Source organism: Marinobacterium alkalitolerans (assembly GCF_017776525.1).
In the GTDB taxonomy this organism is placed as follows: Bacteria; Pseudomonadota; Gammaproteobacteria; order Pseudomonadales; family Balneatricaceae; genus Marinobacterium; species Marinobacterium alkalitolerans.
This window is the reverse complement of record NZ_JACVEW010000001.1, coordinates 111,594-135,666: the sequence shown is the minus strand read 5'-3', so window position 1 is coordinate 135,666 and position 24,073 is coordinate 111,594. Positions and strand designations below refer to the sequence as shown.

At 60.9% G+C, this 24,073-nt stretch carries 26 protein-coding genes; 18 read left to right on the top strand and 8 right to left on the bottom strand.

From position 1 onward, the window contains the following. Positions 1–25: 25 nt before the first annotated feature. The 6 genes from H9C73_RS00695 to tkt all read right to left on the bottom strand — a co-directional run bounded on the left by H9C73_RS00695 (position 26) and on the right by tkt (position 6,880). Positions 26–904 (bottom strand): DMT family transporter, encoded by an 879-nt coding sequence (locus H9C73_RS00695; RefSeq protein WP_209285850.1) that lies wholly within the window; start codon positions 902–904, stop codon positions 26–28. Between the two features lie 93 nt (positions 905–997). Then, positions 998–1,240, bottom strand: coding sequence for a hypothetical protein (locus H9C73_RS00690; RefSeq protein ID WP_209285849.1), 243 nt, complete (start codon positions 1,238–1,240; stop codon positions 998–1,000). Between the two features lie 283 nt (positions 1,241–1,523). Next, entirely contained in the window at positions 1,524–2,588 is a 1,065-nt protein-coding gene (gene fba, locus H9C73_RS00685; RefSeq protein WP_209285848.1) for a class II fructose-bisphosphate aldolase, read from the bottom strand. Positions 2,589–2,621: 33 nt separating this feature from the next. After that, on the bottom strand, positions 2,622–3,788 hold the full coding sequence (locus H9C73_RS00680) for a phosphoglycerate kinase (protein ID WP_209285847.1): 1,167 nt from the start codon (positions 3,786–3,788) through the stop codon (positions 2,622–2,624). Positions 3,789–3,821: 33 nt separating this feature from the next. Continuing rightward, on the bottom strand, positions 3,822–4,841 hold the full coding sequence (locus tag H9C73_RS00675) for a type I glyceraldehyde-3-phosphate dehydrogenase (protein ID WP_209285846.1): 1,020 nt from the start codon (positions 4,839–4,841) through the stop codon (positions 3,822–3,824). A 44-nt stretch (positions 4,842–4,885) separates the two neighbouring features. After that, positions 4,886–6,880, bottom strand: coding sequence for a transketolase (tkt, locus tag H9C73_RS00670; protein ID WP_209285845.1), 1,995 nt, complete (start codon positions 6,878–6,880; stop codon positions 4,886–4,888). 275 nt (positions 6,881–7,155) lie between these two features. On the opposite strand from tkt, the gene metK reads away from it, so the two are divergent. The 9 genes from metK to H9C73_RS00625 all read left to right on the top strand — a co-directional run bounded on the left by metK (position 7,156) and on the right by H9C73_RS00625 (position 15,067). Continuing rightward, on the top strand, positions 7,156–8,346 hold the full coding sequence (metK, locus tag H9C73_RS00665; RefSeq protein ID WP_209285844.1) for a methionine adenosyltransferase: 1,191 nt from the start codon (positions 7,156–7,158) through the stop codon (positions 8,344–8,346). 165 nt (positions 8,347–8,511) lie between these two features. Then, on the top strand, positions 8,512–9,240 hold the full coding sequence (locus H9C73_RS00660; protein ID WP_209285843.1) for a 16S rRNA (uracil(1498)-N(3))-methyltransferase: 729 nt from the start codon (positions 8,512–8,514) through the stop codon (positions 9,238–9,240). A 32-nt stretch (positions 9,241–9,272) separates the two neighbouring features. Continuing rightward, the gene (gene gshB / locus H9C73_RS00655) at positions 9,273–10,226 is read left to right on the top strand and encodes a glutathione synthase (protein WP_209285842.1); all 954 of its coding nucleotides are present in this window, start codon (positions 9,273–9,275) and stop codon (positions 10,224–10,226) included. Next, the gene (locus H9C73_RS00650; RefSeq protein ID WP_209285841.1) at positions 10,223–11,179 is read left to right on the top strand and encodes an energy transducer TonB; all 957 of its coding nucleotides are present in this window, start codon (positions 10,223–10,225) and stop codon (positions 11,177–11,179) included. Before gshB ends, H9C73_RS00650 begins: the two co-directional genes overlap by 4 nt. A 37-nt stretch (positions 11,180–11,216) precedes the next feature. Next, the gene (locus H9C73_RS00645; RefSeq protein ID WP_209285840.1) at positions 11,217–11,789 is read left to right on the top strand and encodes a YqgE/AlgH family protein; all 573 of its coding nucleotides are present in this window, start codon (positions 11,217–11,219) and stop codon (positions 11,787–11,789) included. 13 nt (positions 11,790–11,802) lie between these two features. Then, complete coding sequence (gene ruvX / locus H9C73_RS00640) at positions 11,803–12,285, top strand: Holliday junction resolvase RuvX (protein WP_209285839.1); 483 nt, start codon at positions 11,803–11,805, stop codon at positions 12,283–12,285. Continuing rightward, entirely contained in the window at positions 12,260–12,769 is a 510-nt protein-coding gene (pyrR, locus tag H9C73_RS00635) for a bifunctional pyr operon transcriptional regulator/uracil phosphoribosyltransferase PyrR (protein ID WP_209285838.1), read from the top strand. Before ruvX ends, pyrR begins: the two co-directional genes overlap by 26 nt. A gap of 19 nt (positions 12,770–12,788) precedes the next feature. Then, a complete protein-coding gene (locus tag H9C73_RS00630; protein WP_209285837.1) occupies positions 12,789–13,796 on the top strand; it encodes an aspartate carbamoyltransferase catalytic subunit in 1,008 nt (335 codons plus the stop codon). Next, positions 13,793–15,067, top strand: a complete 1,275-nt coding sequence (locus H9C73_RS00625) for a dihydroorotase (protein WP_209285836.1) — start codon at positions 13,793–13,795, stop codon at positions 15,065–15,067. The genes H9C73_RS00630 and H9C73_RS00625 overlap by 4 nt, the downstream gene beginning before the upstream one ends. A 74-nt stretch (positions 15,068–15,141) precedes the next feature. Here H9C73_RS00625 and H9C73_RS00620 read toward each other — a convergent pair whose 3' ends face one another. Then, entirely contained in the window at positions 15,142–16,314 is a 1,173-nt protein-coding gene (locus tag H9C73_RS00620; RefSeq protein ID WP_209285835.1) for a PilT/PilU family type 4a pilus ATPase, read from the bottom strand. A 24-nt stretch (positions 16,315–16,338) separates the two neighbouring features. Continuing rightward, positions 16,339–17,373: a type IV pilus twitching motility protein PilT gene (locus H9C73_RS00615; protein ID WP_209285834.1), complete on the bottom strand. Its 1,035-nt coding sequence runs from the start codon at positions 17,371–17,373 to the stop codon at positions 16,339–16,341. 103 nt (positions 17,374–17,476) lie between these two features. On the opposite strand from H9C73_RS00615, the gene H9C73_RS00610 reads away from it, so the two are divergent. From H9C73_RS00610 to hemW, 9 genes are all read left to right on the top strand, one after another. After that, positions 17,477–18,184 (top strand): YggS family pyridoxal phosphate-dependent enzyme, encoded by a 708-nt coding sequence (locus tag H9C73_RS00610; RefSeq protein WP_209285833.1) that lies wholly within the window; start codon positions 17,477–17,479, stop codon positions 18,182–18,184. A 15-nt stretch (positions 18,185–18,199) separates the two neighbouring features. Then, positions 18,200–19,027: a pyrroline-5-carboxylate reductase gene (proC, locus tag H9C73_RS00605; protein ID WP_209285832.1), complete on the top strand. Its 828-nt coding sequence runs from the start codon at positions 18,200–18,202 to the stop codon at positions 19,025–19,027. A gap of 26 nt (positions 19,028–19,053) precedes the next feature. Continuing rightward, positions 19,054–19,605, top strand: coding sequence for a YggT family protein (locus H9C73_RS00600; protein WP_209285831.1), 552 nt, complete (start codon positions 19,054–19,056; stop codon positions 19,603–19,605). A 1-nt stretch (position 19,606) separates the two neighbouring features. Continuing rightward, positions 19,607–19,903, top strand: coding sequence for a DUF167 family protein (locus tag H9C73_RS00595; RefSeq protein ID WP_209285830.1), 297 nt, complete (start codon positions 19,607–19,609; stop codon positions 19,901–19,903). A 131-nt stretch (positions 19,904–20,034) separates the two neighbouring features. Then, the gene (gene metX, locus H9C73_RS00590) at positions 20,035–21,210 is read left to right on the top strand and encodes a homoserine O-succinyltransferase MetX (RefSeq protein WP_209285829.1); all 1,176 of its coding nucleotides are present in this window, start codon (positions 20,035–20,037) and stop codon (positions 21,208–21,210) included. Beyond that, the gene (gene metW / locus H9C73_RS00585) at positions 21,200–21,790 is read left to right on the top strand and encodes a methionine biosynthesis protein MetW (protein ID WP_209285828.1); all 591 of its coding nucleotides are present in this window, start codon (positions 21,200–21,202) and stop codon (positions 21,788–21,790) included. Before metX ends, metW begins: the two co-directional genes overlap by 11 nt. A gap of 26 nt (positions 21,791–21,816) precedes the next feature. Continuing rightward, positions 21,817–22,269: a DUF4426 domain-containing protein gene (locus tag H9C73_RS00580; RefSeq protein WP_209285827.1), complete on the top strand. Its 453-nt coding sequence runs from the start codon at positions 21,817–21,819 to the stop codon at positions 22,267–22,269. Between the two features lie 12 nt (positions 22,270–22,281). Beyond that, positions 22,282–22,890, top strand: a complete 609-nt coding sequence (gene rdgB, locus H9C73_RS00575; RefSeq protein WP_209285826.1) for an RdgB/HAM1 family non-canonical purine NTP pyrophosphatase — start codon at positions 22,282–22,284, stop codon at positions 22,888–22,890. Next, positions 22,887–24,032 carry a radical SAM family heme chaperone HemW gene (gene hemW, locus H9C73_RS00570; protein ID WP_209285825.1) on the top strand — a complete coding sequence of 382 codons (1,146 nt, stop codon included), beginning with the start codon at positions 22,887–22,889 and terminating at the stop codon, positions 24,030–24,032. Before rdgB ends, hemW begins: the two co-directional genes overlap by 4 nt. Positions 24,033–24,073 lie beyond the last annotated feature (41 nt).

Genomic DNA, 24,073 nt, shown 5'->3' with positions numbered 1-24,073 from the left:
CGTTTGCTTGAGTATAGTGTAGCCGTCAGGCCCACCTGGAGCGTACACCCACCCAATGGCTCCAGCGCGCATTCACCCACAGCGACAGAGCGATCACGGCACCGCCAATCAATAGCCTTGGCAGATCGGCATCACGGTTCCAGATCAGCAGGTTCACGACAAGCCCTGCAGGCACCAGTGCGTTGTTCATGATGCCCAGCGTCCCCGCATCGACCAGCGTTGCGCCCTTGTTCCAGAAGAAGAAGCCCAGTCCGGAAGCCGCCAGTCCCAACCAGGCCAGTACACCCCAGTGCAATGCCGTTTGCGGCATGCGTTCAGGGTTGCCCAGCAGCAGCCAGGCCGGCAGCACCAGCAGGAACGCCCCGACGAAGAAAAAGCCGAAGCTGTGCCACAGCTCCCGCCCTTCGACCTGATAGTGACGCACCAGGTGTGCATACCCCACCTGGCCGGCGGCAAACGCCATATTCGCCAGCTGCAGCAACAGGAAGCCATGAATGAAGTCATCACTGACGCCGTCATAGCGGATAATGGCCGCACCCAGCACTGCCACCGCCGTGGACACCAAGGGTCCAAGACTGAAGCGGCGCTGCAGCAGGTTGTCGATCAGCGCTACATACAAGGGCGTAAAGATGGTGAACAGCAACACCTCGGGTACGCTGAGGTACTCAAAGGACTGATACAGACAGATATAGGTCAGGCCGAACTGCAACGCCCCCACCAACGTGACCCCGGCCATCAGCCCGGCGGGCAACCGGGCAGGCCGGAGCAGGGGAATAAAGATCATCGCCGCCAGCAGGATACGGGTCAGGACGGCAAAATAACTGTCAACCTGACCGGCCAGGTATTCGCCAATCAGACTGAACGAGACAGCCCACAGCAGGGTTACGGCAACAAGATAAACCATGAGGATCCTTTTACGACACTTCTTCAGGGGGTGCCAAGGATACCCTGCCAGTGCGCTGCAGACGAGTTCCGGAGACTGCGCTGCCCCCCCGAATCAGGAGTCTGCCGCCATCAGCTCGTCCGCAAACGGGCGATACAGGGTCAGTTGCGGCCCTTCCATCGGCTGGGCATCGACTGGCGTCACCCGCTCGGTCACACGCGGGTTGACCACGTGAGGCGTCTCGTCGGTATTGAGAATCACCAGACGCGGCTCTGACTGGAACAGGAAGGGTTTCAGTGCCATCGGCAGGCCGATGAAGGTCAGCATCAGGGTGAGAACCAGGGTGAAACGTATCATTGTGCTTACTCCATTAATTACACTCACCGGCCCTGTTACAAACCCTGTGCCAAGTTATATATTTTGTTAATTTTCAAATACTTACTGGATGATTAACGGTTTTCTTCGCCTGCTGAAACCATTCATCCCCGGTTAAGTGTCGGCATTTTGCAGACAAATGAAGACCCATTGCAAATAATCATTTATTTTCAAAAGGTTACAGTGTACCTATTCGGTAACACTCAGTATTGAAGGCATAAAAAAACCCGGCCGGAGCCGGGTTTCGGGGTCTCTCTGAGGCCGATCAGTTGATCCTGGCGTCGAGCTCACCGGTCATGTAACGCTCGGACATGTCTTCCAGCGACACCGCCTTGATCTTGCTGGCATGACCCGCAGTGCCGAAGGCTTCATAGCGAGCAACACAGATCTCGGTCATCGCCTGCATGGTCGCCTTGAGGAATTTGCGCGGATCGAACTCGGCCGGGTTTTCGGCCAGGAATCGGCGCACGGCACCGGTGGAGGCCAGGCGCAGATCGGTATCGATATTCACCTTGCGCACGCCGTACTTGATCCCTTCAACGATCTGCTCGACCGGCACACCGTAGGTTTCCGGAATTTCACCACCAAACTGGTTGATCACGGCCAGCCACTCCTGCGGCACGGACGAAGAGCCATGCATCACCAAGTGAGTGGTCGGGATGCGGTCATGGATCGCCTTGATGCGATCGATCGCCAGGATGTCGCCTGTCGGCGGACGGGTGAACTTGTACGCACCGTGCGAGGTACCACAGGCAATGGCCAGGGCATCCACGTTGGTCTGCTTGACGAAGTCAGCCGCTTCATCCGGATCGGTCAGCATCTGGTCGTGAGACAGGGTACCTTCGGCACCGATACCGTCTTCCTCACCCGCCTGTCCGGTTTCCAGCGAGCCCAGGCAGCCCAGTTCACCTTCCACGGATACGCCACAGGCGTGTGCCATTTCGACGGTACGACGGGTTACGTCCACGTTGTATTCGTAGCTGGTCGGAGTTTTGCCATCTTCGCCCAGAGAACCGTCCATCATGACGGAGGAGAAGCCCAGCGCGATGGAGCGCTGGCACACCGCCGGGCTGGTACCGTGGTCCTGATGCATGCACACCGGCACATCGGGGAATTCCTCGATGGCTGCCAGAATCATGTGCTTGAGGAAGTTGGAGCCCGCGTATTTGCGCGCACCGGCAGAGGCCTGAACGATCACCGGCGAATCGGTCTTGGCCGCCGCTTCCATGATCGCACGCATCTGCTCCAGGTTGTTGACGTTGAACGCCGGAATGCCATAGCCGTATTCGGCGGCATGGTCCAGCAGCTGACGCATGGAGATCAGAGCCATGGTTTCACCCTTTAAATTGGTTAATCAAAAATCTTACTTGGCTGCGCGTTCTTCCAGTACCGCAACAGCCGGCAGCACCTTGCCTTCAACGAATTCGAGGAAAGCACCACCGCCGGTGGAGATGTAGGAAATCTTATCAGCGATGTCGTATTTATCCACCGCCGCCAGGGTGTCACCGCCCCCTGCGATGGAGAAGCCCTTGCTGTCGGCGATGGCCAGTGACAGCGCCTTGGTGCCTTCACCAAACTGGTCGAATTCAAATACGCCCACCGGGCCGTTCCAGATGATGGTACCGGCGCTGGTCAGCAGCTCCGCCAGGTTCCTGGCAGACTCGGGGCCGATATCCAGAATCATTTCGTCCTCGGCCACATCGTCGGCCGACTTGATGGTCGCTTCCGCAGTCTCGGCAAACTCCTTCGCCACCACAACGTCCACCGGCAACGGAATGTTCACCTTTTCCATCAGCGCCTGCGCCGCCGGAATCAGGTCATGCTCGCACAGCGACTTGCCGACCGGCTTGCCCGCTGCCGCCAGGAAAGTGTTGGCGATACCGCCACCCACGATCAGCTGGTCACATTTCTCGGACAGCGCATTCAGCACTTCCAGTTTGGTGGAGACCTTGGAGCCGCCGACGATCGCCGCCATCGGACGGGCCGGCTTATCCAGCGCCTTGGCCAGCGCATCCAGCTCATTGGCCAGCAGAGGACCGGCACAGGCAACCGGTGCAAACTTCGCAACACCATGTGTCGAGGCCTGCGCACGGTGCGCGGTACCGAAGGCATCCATCACGTAGACATCGCAGAGCGCGGCCATTTGGCGTGACAGTTCTTCGTTATCCTTCTTCTCGCCCAGGTTGAAGCGAACGTTCTCCAGCAGGACCAGTTCGCCCTCGTCCACCTCGACACCGCCGTCCAGCCAATCCTTGATCAGCGGCACCGGGCGCTGCAGCAGCTTGCCGATATACTCCGCCACCGGCGCCAGCGAATACTGCTCTTCGTACTCACCTTCAGTCGGACGTCCCAGGTGAGACATCACCATCACTTTGGCACCGGCTTTCAGGGCCTGTTCAATGGTCGGCAGGGAGGCACGAATGCGGGCATCGGAGGTCACCTGACCGTCCTTGACCGGAACATTGAGATCTTCACGGATCAGCACGCGCTTGCCGGCCAGATCCAGATCCGTCATCTTCAATACGCTCATCAGAGGTGTTCCTGTGTTTGTTGATTCAGAGATTCAGTCCTTGAGCGTCAGCCAGTAACGGGATACATCCAGCATCCGGTTGGCAAACGCCCATTCATTGTCAAACCAGCACATCAGCTTCAGCAGCCGTCCACTCGACACACGGGTCTGGGTCCCGTCTACTACGGTCGAGTGGGGGTCCGTGTTGAAGTCCATCGAGGCATGCGGCTCTTCGGTATAGCCCAGCAAACCGGCCAGTTCATTGTCAGCCGCCGCACGCAGCATGGCGTTCACACTGCTCGGGTCGGTATCCTGCTGCAGGTTGACCGACAGGTCCATTAGCGAAACGTTGATCGTGGGCACTCGCACATGCAGGCATTCAAAGCGGCCCGCCAGGTGCGGCAACAGGCGATCAATCCCGCGGCCCAGCCCGGTATCCACCGGAATAATCGACTGCATGGCACTGCGTGCCAGACGCAGATCGCTGCGATGGTAGCTGTCGATCACCGGCTGGTCGTTCATCGCCGAGTGAATGGTCGTGGTCACCCCGCTGTCGATCCCGAAATGACGATCCAGCAGGTCCAGCACCGGCACGATACAGTTGGTGGTACAGGAAGCGGCCGAGGCGATACGGTGTTCCGCCTTCAGACTGCTCTGGTTGTAGCCGAACACGATGGTGGCATCGATATCGGCCTGCGCCGGGTGCGAATACAGCAGGCGCTTGGCACCACTGTGCAGATGCCGCTCGGCATCCTCACGGGTTCTGAACGCCCCGGAGCACTCCAGCACCAGATCAACCCCCAGCTCGCCCCAGGGCACCTGCTCGGGTTCCGACTGGCTGAAGACCTGAATGCGGTCACCGTTGATCAACAACGCACTGCCATCGTTATCCACCGGCTTGGGAAAACGACCATGGGTGGTGTCATAGCGCGTGAGGTAGGTGAGCGTGTCCAGGTCCGACAGCTCGTTGATCGCCACAACCTGCAGCTCGGACTCCAGTCCGCGCTGATAGAGGGCTCGCAGGACACCCTGCCCGATACGGCCATAACCGTTGATCGCGATACGATAGCTCATGGGGTCATCAGACTGCCGGGGGCACGAGGCCCCCGGAGTTCCACTCAGAGCAGACCTTCAACGGTCTCGACAACGTTGTCGACAGTGAAGCCGAAGTACTTGAACAGTTCACCCGCCGGAGCGGATTCACCAAAGCTGCGCATGCCCACAACGGCGCCGTTCAGGCCGACGTACTTGTACCAGAAGTCGGCATGTGCCGCTTCCACGGCCACACGTGCGGTCACGGCTGCCGGCAGGATCTGTTCCTTGTAGGCAGCGTCCTGCTTGTCGAAACGCTCGGTACAGGGCATGGACACCACGCGTACCTGCTTGCCTTTGGCCGCCAGAGCTTCAGCCGCGTCCATCGCCAGCGCCACTTCGGAACCGGTGGCGATCAGGATCGCGTCCGGCGTGCCGTCGGTGTCACGCAGGATGTAGGCACCGCGCTCGATCGCTGCGATCTGGTCACCGCCGCGCTGCTGATGCGGCAGTCCCTGACGGGAGAAGATCAGTGAACTGGGGCCATCAGTACGCTGCACGGACGCTTTCCAGGCAACACCGGATTCAACCGCATCACAGGGGCGCCAGGTTTCCATGTTCGGCGTCAGGCGCAGGTTGGCAATCTGTTCAACCGGCTGGTGGGTCGGGCCATCTTCACCCAGACCGATGGAATCGTGGGTATACACGAACAGCACACGCTGCTTCATCAGGGAGGCCATGCGCACCGCGTTGCGGGCGTACTCCATGAATACCAGGAAGGTGGCACCGTAGGGAATGAAGCCGCCGTGCAGAGCGATGCCGTTCATGATGGCGCTCATGCCGAACTCACGTACACCGTAGTGGATGTAGTTGCCGCTGGCGTCGTCACGGGTCAGGCCCTTGGAGCCGGACCAGAGGGTCAGGTTGGAGCCGGCCAGGTCGGCCGAGCCGCCCATGAATTCCGGCAGCATCGGGCCAAAGGCTTCGATGGCATTCTGTGACGCCTTGCGGGACGCGATGGTGTCACCCTTTTCAGCCACCTCAGCGATCCAGGCATCGGCTTTCTCACAGAAGTCAGCCGGCAGTTCGCCGGACAGACGGCGCAGCAGCTCATCTGCCAGTTCCGGGTAGGCAGACTTGTAGGCGCTCAGGCGCTCGTTCCACTCGTTTTCGGCATGGCTGCCGGCTTCACGGGCATCCCAGAGCTCGTACAGCTCTTCCGGCACTTCAAATTCCGGGTGCGCCCACTGCAGCTGGTCACGGGTCAGCATGATTTCGTCGTGACCCAGCGGCGCACCGTGGCAATCCTCTTTGCCCTGCTTGTTCGGTGAACCGAAGCCGATGATGGTCTTGCAGCAGATCAGGGTCGGCTGTTCGGTGTTGGCGCGCGCCTGCTCGATCGCCTCACGGATCTGGTCGCTGTCATGACCGTCGATATCGCGAATCACCTGCCAGCCGTAGGACTCGAAGCGTGCCGGCGTATCGTCGGTAAACCAGCCTTCCACTTCGCCGTCGATGGAGATGCCGTTGTCATCCCAGAACGCAACCAGCTTGCCCAGACCCAGCGTGCCGGCCAGGGCACAGGCTTCATGGGAGACACCTTCCATCAGGCAGCCATCGCCCATGAAGGCATAGGTGTAGTGATCGATGATCTCGTGGCCGTCACGGTTGAACTGTGCCGCCAGCGCCTTTTCAGCCACCGCCATGCCCACGGCGTTGGTGATGCCCTGACCCAGCGGGCCGGTGGTGGTTTCAACACCCGGGCAGTAACCGTATTCCGGGTGACCAGCAGTCTTGCTGTGCAGCTGACGGAAGTTCTTCAGGTCGTTGATACCCACGTCATAGCCGGTCAGGTGCAGCAGCGAGTAGATCAGCATGGAGCCATGGCCGTTGGAGAGCACAAAGCGGTCACGGTCGTACCAGTGCGGGTTGCCGGGGTTGTGCTTCATGAAATCGTTCCACAGCACTTCGGCGATATCCGCCATGCCCATCGGGGCACCCGGGTGACCGGATTTGGCTTTTTGTACGGCGTCCATGCTCAATGCGCGAATCGCATTGGCAAGTTCTCGACGAGAGGACATTCATCTACTCCTGGGGCTGGACCCAACTGAGGTTTACGGATTCGTGAAATTTTGAAGCGCAATTTTCACCCAGATAGCGACCAGCTTCAAATCGAAATGCGCAATTGGAAGGTTTTTCATGCTCTGAACGCAAAAATTTCAAGTAAAAAGCGGGTGATCATTATGCAAGCGCCCGGGGCTGACGTTAAAATAGCCGGTTTGACCCAACGTCTATTGCGTCGCCCGGATCTCTGCGCGGGCGCACCTGAGAACCCCAGTGAGGATTGTTTCCGGAAATGAGCGAATACAACCTGTTCACATCCGAGTCCGTGTCTGAAGGACACCCGGACAAAATCGCCGACCAGATTTCTGACGCGGTGCTGGATGCCATCATCGCGGAAGACAAGTACGCCCGCGTGGCCTGTGAAACCATGGTCAAGACCGGTGTTGCCATTGTCTCCGGCGAGATCAGCACCTCTGCCTGGATCGACCTGGAAGACCTGGTTCGCAGCGTGATCTGTGATATCGGCTACACCTCTTCGGATGTGGGCTACGACGGCGAAACCTGTGGTGTGATCAACATCATCGGCAAGCAGTCCGTGGATATTGCTCAGGGCGTTGACCGCAGCAAGCCGGAAGATCAGGGTGCAGGCGATCAGGGCCTGATGTTCGGTTACGCTTCCAACGAAACTGACGTGCTGATGCCGGCGCCGATTACCTTCTCCCACCGTCTGGTGGAACGTCAGGCCGAAGCACGCAAGTCCGGCCTGCTGCCCTGGCTGCGCCCCGATGCAAAAAGCCAGGTGACCTGCCGCTACGAAAACGGCAAGCCGGTGGCCATCGATGCGGTGGTTCTGTCCACTCAGCATAACCCGGACGTTACCCAGGCAGACCTGCAGGAAGCGGTGCAGGAGCTGATCATCAAGCACGTCCTGCCGGCGGAACTGCTGCACAAGGGTACCCAATTCCACATCAACCCGACCGGCAAGTTCGTCATCGGTGGCCCGGTGGGTGACTGTGGTCTGACCGGCCGCAAGATCATCGTGGACACCTACGGTGGCATGGCCCGCCACGGTGGCGGCGCCTTCTCCGGCAAGGACCCGTCCAAGGTCGATCGCTCCGCGGCCTACGCCGGTCGTTACGTAGCCAAGAACATTGTGGCCGCCGGCCTGGCGGACCGCTGTGAAATCCAGGTGTCCTACGCCATCGGCGTAGCCGAGCCGACCTCCGTGTCCGTCAATACCTTCGGTACCGGCAAGATCAGTGACGAGAAGATTATCGGACTGGTGCGCGAGCATTTCGACCTGCGCCCCTACGCGATCACCCGCATGCTGGATCTGCTGCACCCGATGTACCGTCAGACCGCGGCTTATGGCCACTTCGGGCGCGATCCGTTTGAAATGACCGTCGGCGACGACACCTTCACGGCCTTCCCCTGGGAAATGACCGACAAGGCCGCCGCACTGAAGGACGCTGCAGGCCTCTAAGCCTCAGCGCCCTGCGCGCACGGAGTGTGCTCCCACAGCCTGACTGCGGGAGCTCGCTCCGCCCGCGAAAACACCGCTCTGCACATACGACAATCTGCCTCACTGGCATCCGTCGCCCGCCCTGCGCCATAATAGCCGCTGAACTTTTCAGTCAGCAGGACCGCCATGCGCATACCCCGCGTCTACGAAGCCCAGACACTTTCTGCCGGTACCCGGATCGAGCTGTCCGATACCAGCATCCAGCACGTTGTGCGCGCACTGCGCATGAACGACGGTGACCCCATCCGTGTCTTCAACGGTGAAGGCGTAGAGTGCCTGGCGCGGCTGGTGGACGTGAGCAAGCGCAGTGCATTTGCCGAGCTGGAACAGACCGAAACCCCTGCGGTCGAATCCCCGTTGCAGATCCACGTGGGCCAGACACTGTCGCGCGGGGAGCGCATGGACTTTGCGGTACAGAAGGCCACTGAACTGGGCGTCAGCCGCATTACGCCGCTCACCAGCGAACGCTGTGAGGTGAAGCTCAAGGGCGACCGTGAAGACAAGCGACTGCGTCACTGGCAGCAGGTAGCCATCAGCGCCTGCGAACAGAGCCTGCGCACCCGCGTGCCCCGTATCGAAAGCGTATCGCCGTTGCAGAGCTGGATTGAGCAGGTCGACGCCGATCTGAAGCTGGTGTTGCACCACCATACCGCTCAGCCCCTGCAGACGATGGAAAAACCGGGTTCGGTCGCCCTGCTGATCGGCCCCGAGGGCGGATTGACCGAGGCCGAAGTGGACGCGGCACTGGCCGCAGGCTTCCAGCCGGTCGCCTTCGGACCGCGCGTGATGCGTACGGAAACCGCCCCGGTCGCGGCCTGCGCCATTTTGCACTACCTCTGGGGTGACCTGGGGTAAGATTGACATCCTATTCAGCACAGGAAATCAGCATGACACTTAAAGTCGGCGTGGTGATGGACCCCATCGAAGCCATCAGCTACAAAAAAGACAGCTCACTGGCCATGCTGTGGGCCGCACAGCGCAAGGGCTGGGAACTGCATTACATGGAGCAGCAGCACCTGTTCCTGCGTGATGGACAGGTCAAGGCGCAGATGGCACCGCTGCAGGTCGCCATGGACCCGAACAACTGGTTCGAGCGGGGTGAGTATGTCACCCGCGACCTGACCGACCTGGACGTGATCCTGATGCGCAAGGATCCGCCGTTCGACAACGAGTTCATCTACAGCACTCACCTGCTGGCGATGGCCGAAGCGCAGGGCACCCTGATCGTCAACCGCACCGGCAGCCTGCGTGATTTCAACGAAAAGCTGTTCGCCACCCACTTCCCGCAGTGCTGCCCGCCGGTGCTGGTCACGCGTCGTGCCGACCTGATCCGCCAGTTCCACGCCGAGCACAAGGACGTCATCCTCAAGCCGCTGGATGGCATGGGCGGCTCGTCCATTTTCCATGTCCGTGAAGACGGCACCAACCTGGGCGTGATCATCGAGACGCTGACCGCACACGGTACCCAGACCATCATGGCACAGAAGTACATTCCCGAGATCAAGCAGGGTGACAAGCGCATTCTGATGATCAACGGTGAACCGATTCCCTATGCTCTGGCGCGTATCCCCATGGCCGGCGAAACCCGTGGCAACCTGGCCGCCGGTGGTCGTGGCGAAGGCCGCCCGCTGAGTGATCGCGACCGCTGGATCGCGGAACAGGTAGGTCCGACCCTGCGTGAAAGGGGGCTGCTGTTTGTCGGTCTGGACGTGATCGGGGATTACCTGACCGAAATCAACGTGACCAGCCCCACCTGCATCCGTGAGCTGGATGATCAGTTCAACCTCGACATCGGCATGGAGCTGATGAACTGTATCGAGCAGGAACTGGCCTCACGATGAGCACGCCGGGCGCCCGTCTGCCGCTCTCGCACCACCTGAACAGCGACAACTTCGGTTTCATGCTGTTCCTGGCGGCGGCTGTACACGGCGTCCTGCTGCTTGCGCTCGGCTTTTCGCTGCCCGAGCGCAAGCCACCCCAGCATACCCTCGATGTCACCCTGGCCCAGCATGCGCAGAAAGACGCGCCGGAGAAGGCGGACTTCATTGCCCAGCACAACCAGGCCGGCAGTGGCACCGAAGACGTGGTAGCCACGCCCACCACCACCGAGCAGGCACCGCTCGCCAGCGACAGCCCCAACCTGCAGGCCGCCCAGCAACCCCCGGCCCCCGATACGGCTCGTGAACAGCCACAGCCACCGGCCCCCGCGCCCGAGCCCTCTCCGGATGCACAGGTACAGGCAGGGACCGACAGCCCCAAACCCAAGGCACAGGTGGTGCAGCGTACGCCGTCACCCAAACCGGACAGCCGGCGCGAACAGCAGGCCGCGCCATCCGCGCCCACCACCCCTTCAGCATCGACCTCTTTGCTTGCCCGCAGCCTCGAGATGGCCAGCCTTCAGGCCCAGCTCGACCTGCAGCGCGAAACCCGCTCCCAGAAGCCACGCGTGCTGCGACTGACCTCGGCGGCCACGCGCCAGCATGAATACGCGGCCTATCTGGACAACTGGCGTCGTCGTGTCGAAACCGTCGGCAACCTGAACTATCCCGATCAGGCCCGCCGCCAGGGCATTCAGGGCCGCCTGCGCATGCTGGTCGCACTGAACCCGGACGGCAAGGTGGTGAACGTGGAAATTCTCAGTTCCTCCGGTCACCCGATCCTGGATGACGCAGCCATTCGCATCGTCCAGCTGGCGTCACCCTTCCAGAGTTTTCCGGTCGAGATGCGAAAAAAGGTGGATCGACTTGAAATCATTCGTACCTGGCGATTTGAGAAACAGGCCCGGGTGTACTAAGCCTAACTTGTCACCCAGCAACGCAGAGCTCACCACCATGACACAGCCACCCACATCGTTGCGCGATCATTTCCTGATCTCCATGCCACACCAGCATGACGACACCTTTGCTGACACGGTGGTGTACCTGTGCGACCACAGCGAATATGGCGCCATGGGGATCGTCGTCAACAAGCCCAGCGGTATCCGCATGTGCGACCTGCTGGAACATCTGGAACTGAAAAACCACACCGGCATTCTGTCAGGGCGGCCGATTTTCAACGGCGGCCCGGTCCGCGATGACCGTGGCTTCGTGCTGCACCGCCAGGAACCGGGCCAGGAATGGCTGTCCAGCCACCCCATCAACGACGAACTGAGCCTGACCACCTCTATCGACATTCTGGAAGCGATCGCACGGGGCGAAGGCCCTGATACCTTTCTGGTTGCACTGGGCTACGCCGGCTGGGGCCCCGAGCAGCTGGAACAGGAACTGCGTGACAACCTCTGGTTAAGCTGTCCGGCAAATTCAGATATACTTTTTTACCTGCCCCTTGAGGACCGCCTGCAGGCCGCAGCGGCCACACTGGGCATCAATCTGAACCTGTTGCCGGTACACGCCGGACACGCCTGACAGAAACGACTGGATGAGCTGTGACACTCAACTGGTGCTGGGGTTTGACTTCGGCACCACCCGCATCGGTCTGGCCATTGGCCAGAGCCTGACCGCCAGCGCCAACCCGATCGATCCGATCCGGGCCCGCGACGGCATTCCTGACTGGGACGCACTCGACGCCCTGATCAAGCAGTGGAAACCCGACACCCTGGTCGTGGGCATCCCCCTGAATATGGACGGCACCATCAGCGAGATGGCACGCCGGGCGCGCAAGTTCGCCAACCGTATTCAGGACCGGTACCAGCTTCCCTGCTTTCTCTGCGACGAGCGCCTGACCACGGCCGAAGCCAAGCGCATCCACCTGGATGCCGGCGGCGGTACCAACTTCAAGCAGGAGTCCGTAGACGGGCTGGCAGCCCAGCTCATCCTGCAAGACTGGTTCAACACCGACGAACGCATTCCAAGCCACACCCGACTGGAGGACCTCTATGGTATCGGGCACTCTGAGCGTTGACGCGCTGCTCGACAAGATGGCACGCGAAACCCGCGCCCTGATCAGCCACCGCAGCCTGGATGACCCTCTGATGATCGGCATCCGCACCGGCGGCGTCTGGCTTGCCGAACGCCTGCATCAGCAGCTGGAGCTGAGCAGCCCCCTGGGCGTCATGGATATCAGTTTCTACCGCGACGATTTCACCCAGGCCGGCATCAACCCCAAAGTGCAGCCGACCCAGCTGCCCTGCCCGACAGAGGGGCGCCATATCATCCTGGTGGACGACGTGATCATGACCGGCCGGACCATCCGCGCAGCCCTGAACGAGCTGTTCGACTACGGTCGCCCGGCCTCGGTCAGCCTGATCACCCTGCTCGACCTGCAGCGCCGCGAGCTGCCGATTCAGGCGGATGTTATCGGCGGCACTCTTGCCCTCGGCCCCGACCAGGTCGTCAAACTGAACGGACCCGATCCCCTGTCGCTGACCATTCGCCAGCGTGACTGAACCGACAAGAGACATCACCATGCCTGAGGCCAACGACCCGAACAGCATTCAGCTGACCGCCGACGGACAGCTGCGTCACTTCCTCACCACGGAAGGACTGCCCCGTGAACTGCTGACCGAAATTCTGGATACCGCAGACTCCTTTGTGGACATGAGCCAGCAGCAGGTCAAGAAGGTCCCGCTGCTGCGCGGCAAGACCGTTGCCAACCTGTTTTTCGAGAACAGCACCCGCACCCTCTCGACCTTTGAGCTGGCCGCCAAGCGCCTGTCGGCGGACGTGCTGAACCTGAACATCAACACCTCGTCCACCAAGAAAGGGGAAACCCTCAAGGACACCTTGATGACGCTGGAGGCGATGCACGCGGACATGTTCGTAGTGCGCCACTCCGATAGCGGCGCCGCCCACTTCATTGCCCAGCACGTGACCCCCAACGTGGCCGTCATTAATGCCGGTGACGGCCGCCATGCACACCCCACGCAGGCGATGCTGGACATGCTGACCATCCGCCGCCACAAGGGCGACTTTGCGCCCCTGAAGGTGGCGATTGTGGGCGATATTCTGCATTCCCGTGTGGCCCGTTCGCAGATCCATGCCCTGCGCACCCTGGGTGCCAACGAGATCCGCGTGATTGCGCCCAAAACGCTGCTGCCGCGCCATATCGAAGCACTGGGTGTAAAAGTCTACACCGAGATGGCGCCGGGCCTGCGCGATGTGGACGTGATCATGATGCTGCGTCTGCAGAAGGAGCGCATGCAGAGTGCCCTGCTGCCCAGCGAGTCCGAGTTCTACAAGCTCTACGGCCTGAACCGCGACAAGCTGGCCTATGCCAAGCCCGATGCCGTGGTCATGCACCCGGGCCCGATCAACCGCGGCGTCGAGATTGAATCGGAAGTGGCCGACGGGCCGCGCTCCCTGATTCTGGATCAGGTCACCAACGGCATCGCCGTTCGCATGGCCGTGATGTCCAAGGCGATGAGCGGACAGCTCTCACAGCGGGGTGAATCGGATCAGGAGGAGCAGGCATGAACATTATGATTCAGGGGGGACGCGTCATCGACCCGACCCAGCAGTGGGATCAGGTGGCGGACCTCTATATTCAGAACGGCGAAATCACCGCACTGGGGGAAGCCCCCGCCGGCTTTGAAGCGGACGAAGTGATCGACGCCCAGGGCCAGATCGTCTGTCCGGGCCTGATCGACCTGTGCACCACACTGCGTGAGCCGGGCCAGACCCGCAAGGGCACCATCGCCAGTGAAACCGCGGCGGCGGCGGCCGGCGGGATCACCACGCTGGTGGTGACACCGGACACCCAGCCCATCGTCGAAACCACGGCCGTGGCCGAAATGATTCAGGACCGGGCAGCCGACGTGGGCTTTGCCCGTGTGCTGCCGATGGGCGCGCTGACCCAGGGGCTTGAAGGCGAACAGCTGGCCCCCCTGCACGGCCTGGCCAGCTCCGGCTGTGTCGCGTTTACCAACATGCGTAACGGCTTCAGCAGCAGCCAGACCCTGCTGCGCTGTCTGGAATACGCCGCCACCCATGATCTGCTGGTGGTGTTCCAGGCGCAGGACAACACGCTGGTTGCCAGCGGCTGCATGCACGATGACACCACCTCGACCCGGCTGGGCCTGAACGGCATCCCCGAAGCCGCCGAAACCATCGAAGTGTCGCGCTGCCTCCTGCTGGTCGAACAGACCGGTGTCCGGGCCCACTTCGGCCAGCTCTCCTGCGAACGTTCGGTCCGCATGATCGAGGCGGCACGCGAACGCGGCCTCAACGTCACGGCTGACGTGGCCGTGCACCACCTGCTGCTGACCGACGAAAGCGTCAGCGGCTTCAATGCGGCCTACCACCTGCAGCCCCCGCTGCGCAGTCAGCTCGACCGAGCCGGCCTGCGTCAGGGGCTGGTGACCGGCACCATCGCCGCGATCTGCTCCGACCACCAGCCACATGACCCCATCGCCAAGCAGGCGCCCTTTGCCGCCACCGAGCCGGGCATGAGCGGTCTGGAGACCCTGCTGCCGTTGAGCCTGTCGCTGATCGAGCAGGAGCTGATCGAACTGCCCCAGCTGATCGAGACGCTGACCTCGGCCCCGGCACGGATTCTGGGGATTGAGGCCGGCACGCTGGAAATCGGCTCTCAGGCGGACATCTGTGTGTTCGACCCCAACGCCGAATGGGTGGTGAGTGACGACACCCTGAGATCCGCCGGCAAGAACACCCCCTTCCTCGGCCAGACGCTGAAAGGCCGGGTCAACGCGACCCTGATGGACGGGCGTATCGTGTTCCGCCGCTGATCACTTCACGGCATGAAAAAAGGGAGCCTCCGTCAGGGGGCTCCCTTTTTTGTGGCAACGGTCATGCGCCGCAGTTACATGCCCTTGACGTCGATCTCGCCTTCCAGGTTGAGGTCATCATCGTCATCCTGCAGCGTAAAGCTTGGCATATCGGATTCCTTCGGCACATCTGCCTTGCCGTTGGTATCCGCATCCAGCTTGATCATCAGGCGCAGGTCGTTGGCCGAATCGGCATGGGCCAGCGCCACCTCGTAGGTGATCACGCCATCGCGATACAGGTTGAACAGCGCCTGGTCGAAGGTCTGCATGCCCAGGTTGGTGGACTTCTTGATCACTTCCTTGATCTCATGCACCTCACCCTTGCGGATGTGATCCTGAATCAGCGGCGTGTTGATCATGACTTCGATCGCGGCACGGCGGCCCTTGCCATCCACGGTCGGCAGCAGCTGCTGGGCCACAATCGCCTTCAGGTTCAGCGACAGGTCCATCCAGACCTGATCGTGGTGCTCGGGGCCGAAGAAGGAGATGATGCGGTCCAGTGCCTGGTTGGCGTTGTTCGCGTGCAGCGTCGCCAGACAGAGGTGCCCGGTTTCCGCAAACGCCAGACCATATTTCATCGTTTCCGCCGACCGAATCTCACCCATCAGGATCACGTCCGGCGCCTGGCGCAGGGTGTTTTTCAGCGCCACATCGAAGGATTCGGTATCGATCCCCACTTCACGCTGGGTGATGATGCTCTTCTTGTGGTTGTGGATATACTCGATCGGGTCTTCGATGGTGATGATGTGACCGGCGTGGTTATCGTTGCGGTAGTCGATCATCGATGCCAGCGAGGTCGATTTACCGGTCGAGGTGCCGCCCACGAACAGAATCAGACCACGCTTGGTCATGGACAGATCCCGCAGCACGTCCGGCAGGTTCAGCTCGTCCATGCTGGGAATGTGCGTGTTGATCGAACGCAACACCATCCCCGGCGTATTGCGCTGCATGAACGCACTGACACGGAAACGTCCGATGCCGGGTGCACTGATGGCAAAGTTACACTCGCTGGTGCCTTCAAATTCTGCCAACTGCTTGTCGTTCATGGTGCTGTACACCAGCGCACGGGTCTGACTCGGCTTCAGCGTCTCCTTGGTCAGGGGACGAATGGTGCCATCGATCTTGATGGAGGGCGCCGCGCCAGCCGTGACAAACAGGTCGGACGCGCCCCGGTCCACCATGACTTTCAATAGTTGGGTAAAATCCACTGTCTCACTCCTGTTTGCTCAGGCTCAGAAGGCACTCGGGTTTTTCGCTTTCTCGCGCGCCAGTTCCTTGGAGATGATACCCTTTTGCATCAGCTCGGTCAGCGATTGATCCAGTGTCTTCATGCCGTAGGCCGCACCGGTCTGAATCGCGGAGTACATCTGCGCCACCTTGTCCTCACGGATCAGGTTACGCACCGCCGGCGTCCCGATCATGATCTCGTGTGCCGCCACACGGCCCCCCTTCACCCGCTTGAGCAGGGTCTGGGAAATAACACCCTGCAGGGATTCGGACAGCATGGAGCGCACCATATCCTTCTCCGCCGCCGGGAACACGTCGATGATACGGTCGATCGTCTTGGCCGCGGAGGTGGTGTGCAGGGTGCCGAACACCAAGTGACCGGTTTCCGCTGCGGTCAGTGCCAGCCGGATGGTTTCCAGGTCACGCATCTCACCCACCAGAATCACGTCCGGGTCCTCACGCAGTGCCGAGCGCAGCGCGTTGGCAAAGCTGTGGGTATCACGATGCACCTCACGCTGGTTGATCAGGCACTTCTTGCTCTCGTGCACGAATTCGATCGGGTCTTCGATGGTCAGGATATGGTCAGAACGGGTTTCGTTGACATAGTCCACCATCGCCGCCAGGGTCGTACTCTTACCGGAGCCGGTAGGACCGGTCACCAGTACCAGACCTCGGGCCTGCTCGGCCAGATCCCGGAACACCTTGCCCATGTCCAGGTCTTCCATGGTCAGCACCTTGCTGGGAACCGTTCGGAAGACAGCGGCAGCCCCGCGGTGCTGGTTAAAGGCGTTGACACGGAAACGGGCCAGTTTGGGCACCTCAAAGGAGAAGTCGGCTTCGTAGTTCTCCTCGTAATCCTTGCGCTGCTTGTCGTTCATGATGTCATAGACAAGCGTATGCACCTGCTTGTGCTCCAGCGCGGGCAGTTTGATTCGGCGTACATCACCGTCGACACGAATCATTGGCGGCATGCCGGCGGTCAGGTGCAAATCGGAGGCACCCTGTTGTACGGCGAATGATAAAAGTTCTGTAATATCCATAAGCAGTCGAGATCCGGAGCAGCTTCTATTAAACTTTAGTGTTCTAGCAGAATAGGCATAACCTGCCAATGACAGCCGTCATTAACATTAATCATAGGTGATTATGTTAGCAGACAAGTATGACAGCGTTCGTCGTCAGATCGTCGAAGCCTGTGAAAACGCCGGACGCGCCCCTGAAGAGGTGCAGTTGCTGGCCGTCAGCAAGACCCGTACCGCCGATGAAGTACGCCAGCTGCACACCTGTGGCCAGGTCGCATTTGGCGAGAATTACCTGCAGGAGGCGCTGGACAAGATCGAGGCGCTGGCGGATCTGGAGCTGTGCTGGCACTTCATCGGGCCGATTCAGTCAAACAAGACCCGCGCCATTGCCGAGCATTTTGACTGGGTGCACAGCGTCGACCGCCTGAAAATTGCGCGCCGGTTATCCGAACAGCGCCCTGCCGACAAGGCTGCGCTGAACATCTGTCTGCAGGTCAATATCAGCGGCGAGGACAGCAAGTCCGGCTGCGCACCCGCAGAGCTGCCGGCGCTTGCACGGCAGGTTGCCGCACTGCCGGGACTGGCCCTGCGTGGCCTGATGGCCATCCCGGAGCCGGAAACCGACCCGGACCGCCAGCGTGCCACCTTTGCCCGTGTGCGAGGCCAGCTGGAAGCCCTGCAGGCCGAGCTGCCACAACTGGATACGCTTTCAATGGGCATGTCCGGTGACCTGGCCGCCGCCATTGCAGAGGGCGCCACCATCGTCCGTATCGGTACGGCACTGTTCGGACCGCGCCACTACCCCAACACATCCCCCAACTCACAGGCCTGATCAAGGAGTCGTTACATGAGCCAACAACCTGTCATCGCATTTATCGGGGCCGGCAACATGGCCCGCGCCATCATCGGGGGTCTGCTTGAAAACGGCTTCGCGGCATCCAGTATCTGGGCGGCAGAGCCCGATGCGGCTCGCCTTGAGGACCTGGCCGCACAGGGGCTGAACACCACCACCGATAACCAGGCAGCCGTTGCCGCGGCCGATATCGTGGTACTGGCCGTCAAGCCCCAGATCATGAAGACGGTTGTCAACGCACTGGCCGGCGCGGCTCAGACACACCGCCCGCTGTTTGTCTCCATCGCGGCCGGAATCAGCCTGGACGCACTGGACCGCTGGCTGGGCGGCGACGCGGCCGTGGTTCGCTGCATGCCCAATACCCCGTCTCTGGTCCAAACCGGAGCCAGCGGTCTGTTTGCCAACGCCCGGGTGAGCGACCTGCAGCGTGAGCAGGCAACTCAGGTGCTGGAAGCGGTTGGCGTTGCGCTCTGGGTTCAGACTGAAGCGGAGCTGGATATCGTCACGGCCATTTCCGGCTCCGGCCCGGCCTATTACTTCCTGATGATGGAAGCGATGACCGCTGCCGGCACCCGCCTGGGGCTGAGTGAGGAAACGGCGCGCGGCCTGACCCTGCAAACCGCGCTGGGTGCTGCACGCATGGCCAGCAGCAGTGATGTGGACCCGACCGAGCTGCGTCGCCGGGTCACCTCACCCAACGGCACCACTGAACGTGCCATCAAGACCTTCCAGGCCGAAGGGCTGGAAGCAATGGTCGAAAAGGCGATGACCGCCTGCCGCGACCGTGCGGTGGAAATGGCTGACGAGCTCTGCAAAGACTGACCCCTAACCGACACACAGGACCGATCATGGGACAGGACCCGATTACACTGATTATTCGCACCCTGGGCGAGCTCTATGCGTTCATACTGGTGCTGCGCTTCCTGCTGCAACTGGCACGGGCCGATTACTACAACCCCATCTCTCAGGCCGTGGTCAGGCTGACCCAGCCGCCGGTGCGCCCGCTGCAGATGCTGTTCCGCCCCCGCGGACGGTTCGATGCCTCACCGCTGGTACTGGCGGTAGCGGTAAAAGCCGTCACCCTCTTGATCATCGTCAGCCTGGCCAACATCAGCGGTGCCCTGACGGCCGTTCAGCTGCTGGCCTATTCGGTGGTCGGGGTGATCGACAGCATTCTCACCATCTACTTCTGGGCCGTGATCGGGGCGGTGATCATCAGCTGGGTTTCGCCGGACAGTCCACACCCGGCACCACAACTGCTGCTGCAGTTGACCGAGCCCCTGTTTGCACTGGCACGCAAGGTCATCCCTCCGATTGGCGGGCTGGACCTGTCGCCCATCCTGATCTTTCTGGTGATCCAGATCCTGCAGTCCCAGCTGGGCCGCCTGCTGGCGTTCTAAGATGGAGACAGCGTATTATCAATGGCAGGGCGACGACCTGATCCTGCGCTGTCACCTGCAGCCCAAGGCCTCCAATGACGCCTTTGCCGGCCGCCACGGTGACAGTCTCAAGATCCGGATCGCGGCCCCGCCCATTGAGGGCCGTGCCAACACGGCCCTGATACGCTTTTTGGCCAAGGCCTTTGGTGTCCCCAAACGCGATGTTCAGATCATCAGCGGTGAGCTGGGACGCGAAAAACGAGTACGTATAACCGCACCGGGCCACTGGCCCGATGCCCTTGATATCTCACGGGACTGACTAAGGATTCGGACGTGTATACCGCCAGGTTTCTGCTGCACTGCCGTGTGCTGCACTACGACATGTGATGCTCGACACCTCCTCACCTGTGACACGAGCGACCCATGTACCTTTCATAGCGAGACAGCCTCATGCCTGCAGTAATACCTGAAGACTCCGTTGGTCTGGTCACCCCTCAGCGGTTCCATTTTGAACAGCCCCTGCCCCTCAGTTGTGGCCGTACGCTGGACAGCTGGGACCTGATGGTCGAGACCTACGGCGAACTCAATGCCGATGCCTCCAACGCGGTACTGATCTGCCACGCCCTGTCCGGACACCACCACGCCGCCGGCTACCACAGCATGGAAGACCGCAAGCCCGGCTGGTGGGACTCGGCTATCGGACCCGGCAAGGCGATCGACACCAACCGCTTTTTCGTGGTCAGCCTGAACAACCTGGGCGGGTGCCACGGCTCCACCGGCCCCAACAGCATCAACCCGGATACCAACAAGCCCTATGGCCCCGACTTCCCCATCATGACGGTACAGGACTGGGTGCACAGTCAGGCCCGTCTCGCCGACCGGCTGGGCGTCGAACAGTGGGCTGCCGTGGTGGGTGGCAGTCTGGGCGGCATGCAGGCGCTGCAGTGGTCCATCACCTATCCGGAGCGTTTGCGTCACTGTGTCGTGATCGCCTCGGCCGCCAAGCTGAGCGCCCAGAATATCGCCTTCAACGAAGTGGCACGCCAGGCCATCTCCAAGGACCCGGAGTTTCACAAGGGGCATTACTACGAGCAGGACACCGTGCCTCGCACCGGTCTGATGCTGGCCCGCATGGTCGGTCACATCACCTACCTGTCCGATGACGGCATGCGCGACAAGTTCGGCCGTGAGCTGAAAGACGGCAAGATCAGTTTCGACTTCAACCCCCAGTTTGAAGTTGAATCCTATCTGCAGTATCAGGGGGAGCGCTTTTCCTCCTCCTTCGATGCCAACACCTACCTGCTGATGACCAAGGCGCTGGACTACTTCGACCCGGCCGGCGACCACGGCGACGACCTTGCAACGGCGCTGGCTCCGGCTACCAGCCGTTTCCTGGTGGTTTCCTTCACCACGGACTGGCGCTTCTCGCCCGAGCGCTCACGGGAGCTGGTCGACGCGCTGGTGGCAGCCCGCAAGGATGTCAGCTATGCCGAGATCGACGCACCCCAAGGGCATGATGCCTTCCTCATCCCCATTCCACGCTACATGGAAGTATTTGGCGGTTACATGAACCGCATTGCCGACGCCCTGCCCCAGTCAAAAGGAGAAAACGACAATGCGCGCTGATCTGGAAATCATCAACGAGTGGATCGCGCCTGATTCGCGGGTGCTGGACCTTGGCTGCGGTGAAGGTGAGCTGCTGGCCCACCTGATGACCGAGAAAAACGTAACCGGATACGGTCTTGAGATCGACCACGACAACCTGACCGCCTGTGTGGAAAACGGCGTCAACGTGATCGAGAAGGATATCGACGACGGCCTGGCATCCATCGCCAACGACAGCTTTGATACCGTCATCATGACTCAGGCCCTGCAGAGCATGCATCGCCCCGACCAGATCGTGGACGAGATGCTGCGTATCGGCCGCGAGTGCATTGTCACCTTCCCCAACTTTGCCCACTGGCGTGCGCGCGGATATCTGGCGTTTCGCGGCAAGATGCCGGTGTCCAAGTTTCTGCCCTATACTTGGTACAACACACCGAACATCCACTTCTGTACCTTCAAGGACTTTGAGGAACTCTGTGTTGACCGCAATATCCAAATTCTTGAACGTACCGTCGTCGACCACAGCCACCGTCACCGCTGGTGGATCAAGCTGTGGCCCAATATGCTGGGTGAAATCGCCATCTATCGCATTACCCGCTAGGACGCAGAACAGAGGAGGACACCGGAATGCACCTGTTTAAAACCCCCGCCGTACGCCTGCTGGCGCTGGCCGCAACGCTGTTCGCCCCGCTGGCGATGGCCGAGCAGTCCATCTCGGATGGTCGCTACGAAATCCACTACAACGCCTTCAACTCCAGCTTCATCACCCCGGAAGTGGCGCAGCGCAACGGGCTGGTCCGCAGTCAGTATCGCGCACTGGTCAATGTATCCGTGCTGGAAATTCAGAATGACGGCAGCAAAAAACCGGTGAGCGCCATCGTCTCGGGGCAGGCCGCCAACCTGTTGAACCAGGCACAGCAACTGGAGTTCAAGAAGATCGACGAGGGCGATGCACTTTACTACATCGGCAGCTTCCGCTTTACCGAAGATGAGCTGCTCAACATCGACCTCAACGTGCAGCCGGACCCGAACAAGCCGGCCTACACCATCGAATTCGACCAGCGTTTCTACGTCGACTGAACAAGGCACCCCATGATTGACAAGATTGTTCTGGCCAGCGGCAACCGCGGCAAACTGAAAGAGTTTGGTGAAATCTTTGCCCCGCTCAGTATCGAAGTCATGCCCCAATCCGACTTTGCGGTACATGACGCGGACGAAACCGGTCTCAGCTTTGTGGAAAACGCCATCCTCAAGGCGCGCCATGCCGCCCGAATCACCGGCCTGCCGGCGCTGGCCGACGACTCGGGGCTGGAAGTGGATGCCCTCAACGGGGCCCCGGGCATTTACTCCGCACGCTATGCCGGAGAGGGCTGCGGCGATGACGAAAACAACGCCAAGCTGCTGCAGGCGCTGGCTCAGGTACCTGAAAACAGACGCAGCGCCCGCTTCCAGTGCGTACTGGTGTTCATGCGTCATGCGGAAGACCCGACGCCGCTGATCTGTCAGGGCACCTGGGAAGGCCGCATTCTGACCGAGCCAAGGGGCCACAACGGGTTTGGCTATGACCCGCTGTTCTGGGTGCCCGAGCTCGACTGTGCCAGTGCCGAACTCAACCCGGAGCAGAAGCAGCAGTACAGCCACCGCGGCAAGGCGGTACGCCAGTTCATCGATGCCATCGGCCCCTGGCTCAAACACACATGAGCCAGTTGCCACCCCTCTCGCTGTACGTCCACATCCCCTGGTGTGTCCGCAAATGCCCCTACTGTGACTTCAACTCCCATGCGGCCCCCGAAACACTGCCCGAGCAGGCCTATGTGGACAGCCTGCTGGATGACCTGAGCGCCGAACTGAGTCATGCGGCCGAACGCCCCCTGGGCTCCATCTTCATCGGCGGGGGAACGCCCAGCCTGTTCAGCGCCGCCGCCCTGCAGCGCCTGATGGATGGCATCCGTTCACGGATCGCCCTGGAGTCCGATGCGGAAATCACGCTGGAGGCCAACCCGGGCACCTTCGAGCAGGCACGGTTTGAAGGCTACCGTGCGGCCGGGATCAACCGCCTGTCGATCGGTATCCAGAGTTTCAATGCCGAGCATCTGCAGCGGCTGGGCCGGATTCACAGCCCGGATGAAGCCGAGCGTGCGGCCGAAGCCGCCATCGGGCTCTTTCCCCGCGTGAACCTGGACCTGATGCACGGCCTGCCGGGGCAGACACCTGAACAGGCACTGAGTGATCTTGAGCAAGCCCTGGCATTCGACCCCGGCCACCTGTCCTGGTACCAGCTCACCATCGAGCCCAATACGGAGTTCCACGCCCGCCCGCCACAACTGCCACTGGATGAGGCGCTCTGGGCCATTCAGGAGCAGGGACAGGCCCTGCTGTCACGCGCCGGATACCGGCAGTACGAAGTGTCTGCTCATGCCCGTCCCGGTCAGGAAGCCCGGCACAACCTGAACTACTGGACCTTCGGCGACTACCTCGGCATTGGTGCCGGCGCCCACGGCAAAATCAGCTACCGGGATGCCGAGGGCCGGTTGCAGATCGAGCGCCGCCACAAGATGCGCCAGCCCAAGGGCTACATGGACCCGGCCAAACGTCTGGCCGGCCAGCAGCTGATTCCGCCCGAGGAACGCAGCTTCGAATTTATGATGAATGCGTTACGATTGACTGAAGGCATTCCAAAAGACTTGTTCGAACAACGAACAGGCGTTAACTTGAAAACTGTCGTACCGCTAATACAAAAAGCACAACAGCTTGAATTACTGGAACCCTCAAGCGCCCGGCTCACCCCCACCCGTCAGGGACGCCTGTTCCTCAATGATCTGCTGGCCCTGTTCCTGGATTGAACCGGGGCCCCGAGCCTGCTGCAGGGACTGATAAGACGCGC

Excerpts from the sequence above, each read along its gene's own strand:
- H9C73_RS00695 (WP_209285850.1), bottom strand. The coding sequence starts at position 904 with ATGGTTTATCTTGTTGCCGTAACCCTGCTGTGGGCTGTCTCGTTCAGT.
- H9C73_RS00690 (WP_209285849.1), bottom strand. The coding sequence starts at position 1,240 with ATGATACGTTTCACCCTGGTTCTCACCCTGATGCTGACCTTCATCGGC.
- fba (WP_209285848.1), bottom strand. The coding sequence starts at position 2,588 with ATGGCTCTGATCTCCATGCGTCAGCTGCTGGACCATGCCGCCGAATAC.
- H9C73_RS00680 (WP_209285847.1), bottom strand. The coding sequence starts at position 3,788 with ATGAGCGTATTGAAGATGACGGATCTGGATCTGGCCGGCAAGCGCGTG.
- H9C73_RS00675 (WP_209285846.1), bottom strand. The coding sequence starts at position 4,841 with ATGAGCTATCGTATCGCGATCAACGGTTATGGCCGTATCGGGCAGGGT.
- tkt (WP_209285845.1), bottom strand. The coding sequence starts at position 6,880 with ATGTCCTCTCGTCGAGAACTTGCCAATGCGATTCGCGCATTGAGCATG.
- metK (WP_209285844.1), top strand. The coding sequence starts at position 7,156 with ATGAGCGAATACAACCTGTTCACATCCGAGTCCGTGTCTGAAGGACAC.
- H9C73_RS00660 (WP_209285843.1), top strand. The coding sequence starts at position 8,512 with ATGCGCATACCCCGCGTCTACGAAGCCCAGACACTTTCTGCCGGTACC.
- gshB (WP_209285842.1), top strand. The coding sequence starts at position 9,273 with ATGACACTTAAAGTCGGCGTGGTGATGGACCCCATCGAAGCCATCAGC.
- H9C73_RS00650 (WP_209285841.1), top strand. The coding sequence starts at position 10,223 with ATGAGCACGCCGGGCGCCCGTCTGCCGCTCTCGCACCACCTGAACAGC.
- H9C73_RS00645 (WP_209285840.1), top strand. The coding sequence starts at position 11,217 with ATGACACAGCCACCCACATCGTTGCGCGATCATTTCCTGATCTCCATG.
- ruvX (WP_209285839.1), top strand. The coding sequence starts at position 11,803 with ATGAGCTGTGACACTCAACTGGTGCTGGGGTTTGACTTCGGCACCACC.
- pyrR (WP_209285838.1), top strand. The coding sequence starts at position 12,260 with ATGGTATCGGGCACTCTGAGCGTTGACGCGCTGCTCGACAAGATGGCA.
- H9C73_RS00630 (WP_209285837.1), top strand. The coding sequence starts at position 12,789 with ATGCCTGAGGCCAACGACCCGAACAGCATTCAGCTGACCGCCGACGGA.
- H9C73_RS00625 (WP_209285836.1), top strand. The coding sequence starts at position 13,793 with ATGAACATTATGATTCAGGGGGGACGCGTCATCGACCCGACCCAGCAG.
- H9C73_RS00615 (WP_209285834.1), bottom strand. The coding sequence starts at position 17,373 with ATGGATATTACAGAACTTTTATCATTCGCCGTACAACAGGGTGCCTCC.
- H9C73_RS00610 (WP_209285833.1), top strand. The coding sequence starts at position 17,477 with ATGTTAGCAGACAAGTATGACAGCGTTCGTCGTCAGATCGTCGAAGCC.
- proC (WP_209285832.1), top strand. The coding sequence starts at position 18,200 with ATGAGCCAACAACCTGTCATCGCATTTATCGGGGCCGGCAACATGGCC.
- H9C73_RS00600 (WP_209285831.1), top strand. The coding sequence starts at position 19,054 with ATGGGACAGGACCCGATTACACTGATTATTCGCACCCTGGGCGAGCTC.
- H9C73_RS00595 (WP_209285830.1), top strand. The coding sequence starts at position 19,607 with ATGGAGACAGCGTATTATCAATGGCAGGGCGACGACCTGATCCTGCGC.
- metX (WP_209285829.1), top strand. The coding sequence starts at position 20,035 with ATGCCTGCAGTAATACCTGAAGACTCCGTTGGTCTGGTCACCCCTCAG.
- metW (WP_209285828.1), top strand. The coding sequence starts at position 21,200 with ATGCGCGCTGATCTGGAAATCATCAACGAGTGGATCGCGCCTGATTCG.
- H9C73_RS00580 (WP_209285827.1), top strand. The coding sequence starts at position 21,817 with ATGCACCTGTTTAAAACCCCCGCCGTACGCCTGCTGGCGCTGGCCGCA.
- rdgB (WP_209285826.1), top strand. The coding sequence starts at position 22,282 with ATGATTGACAAGATTGTTCTGGCCAGCGGCAACCGCGGCAAACTGAAA.
- hemW (WP_209285825.1), top strand. The coding sequence starts at position 22,887 with ATGAGCCAGTTGCCACCCCTCTCGCTGTACGTCCACATCCCCTGGTGT.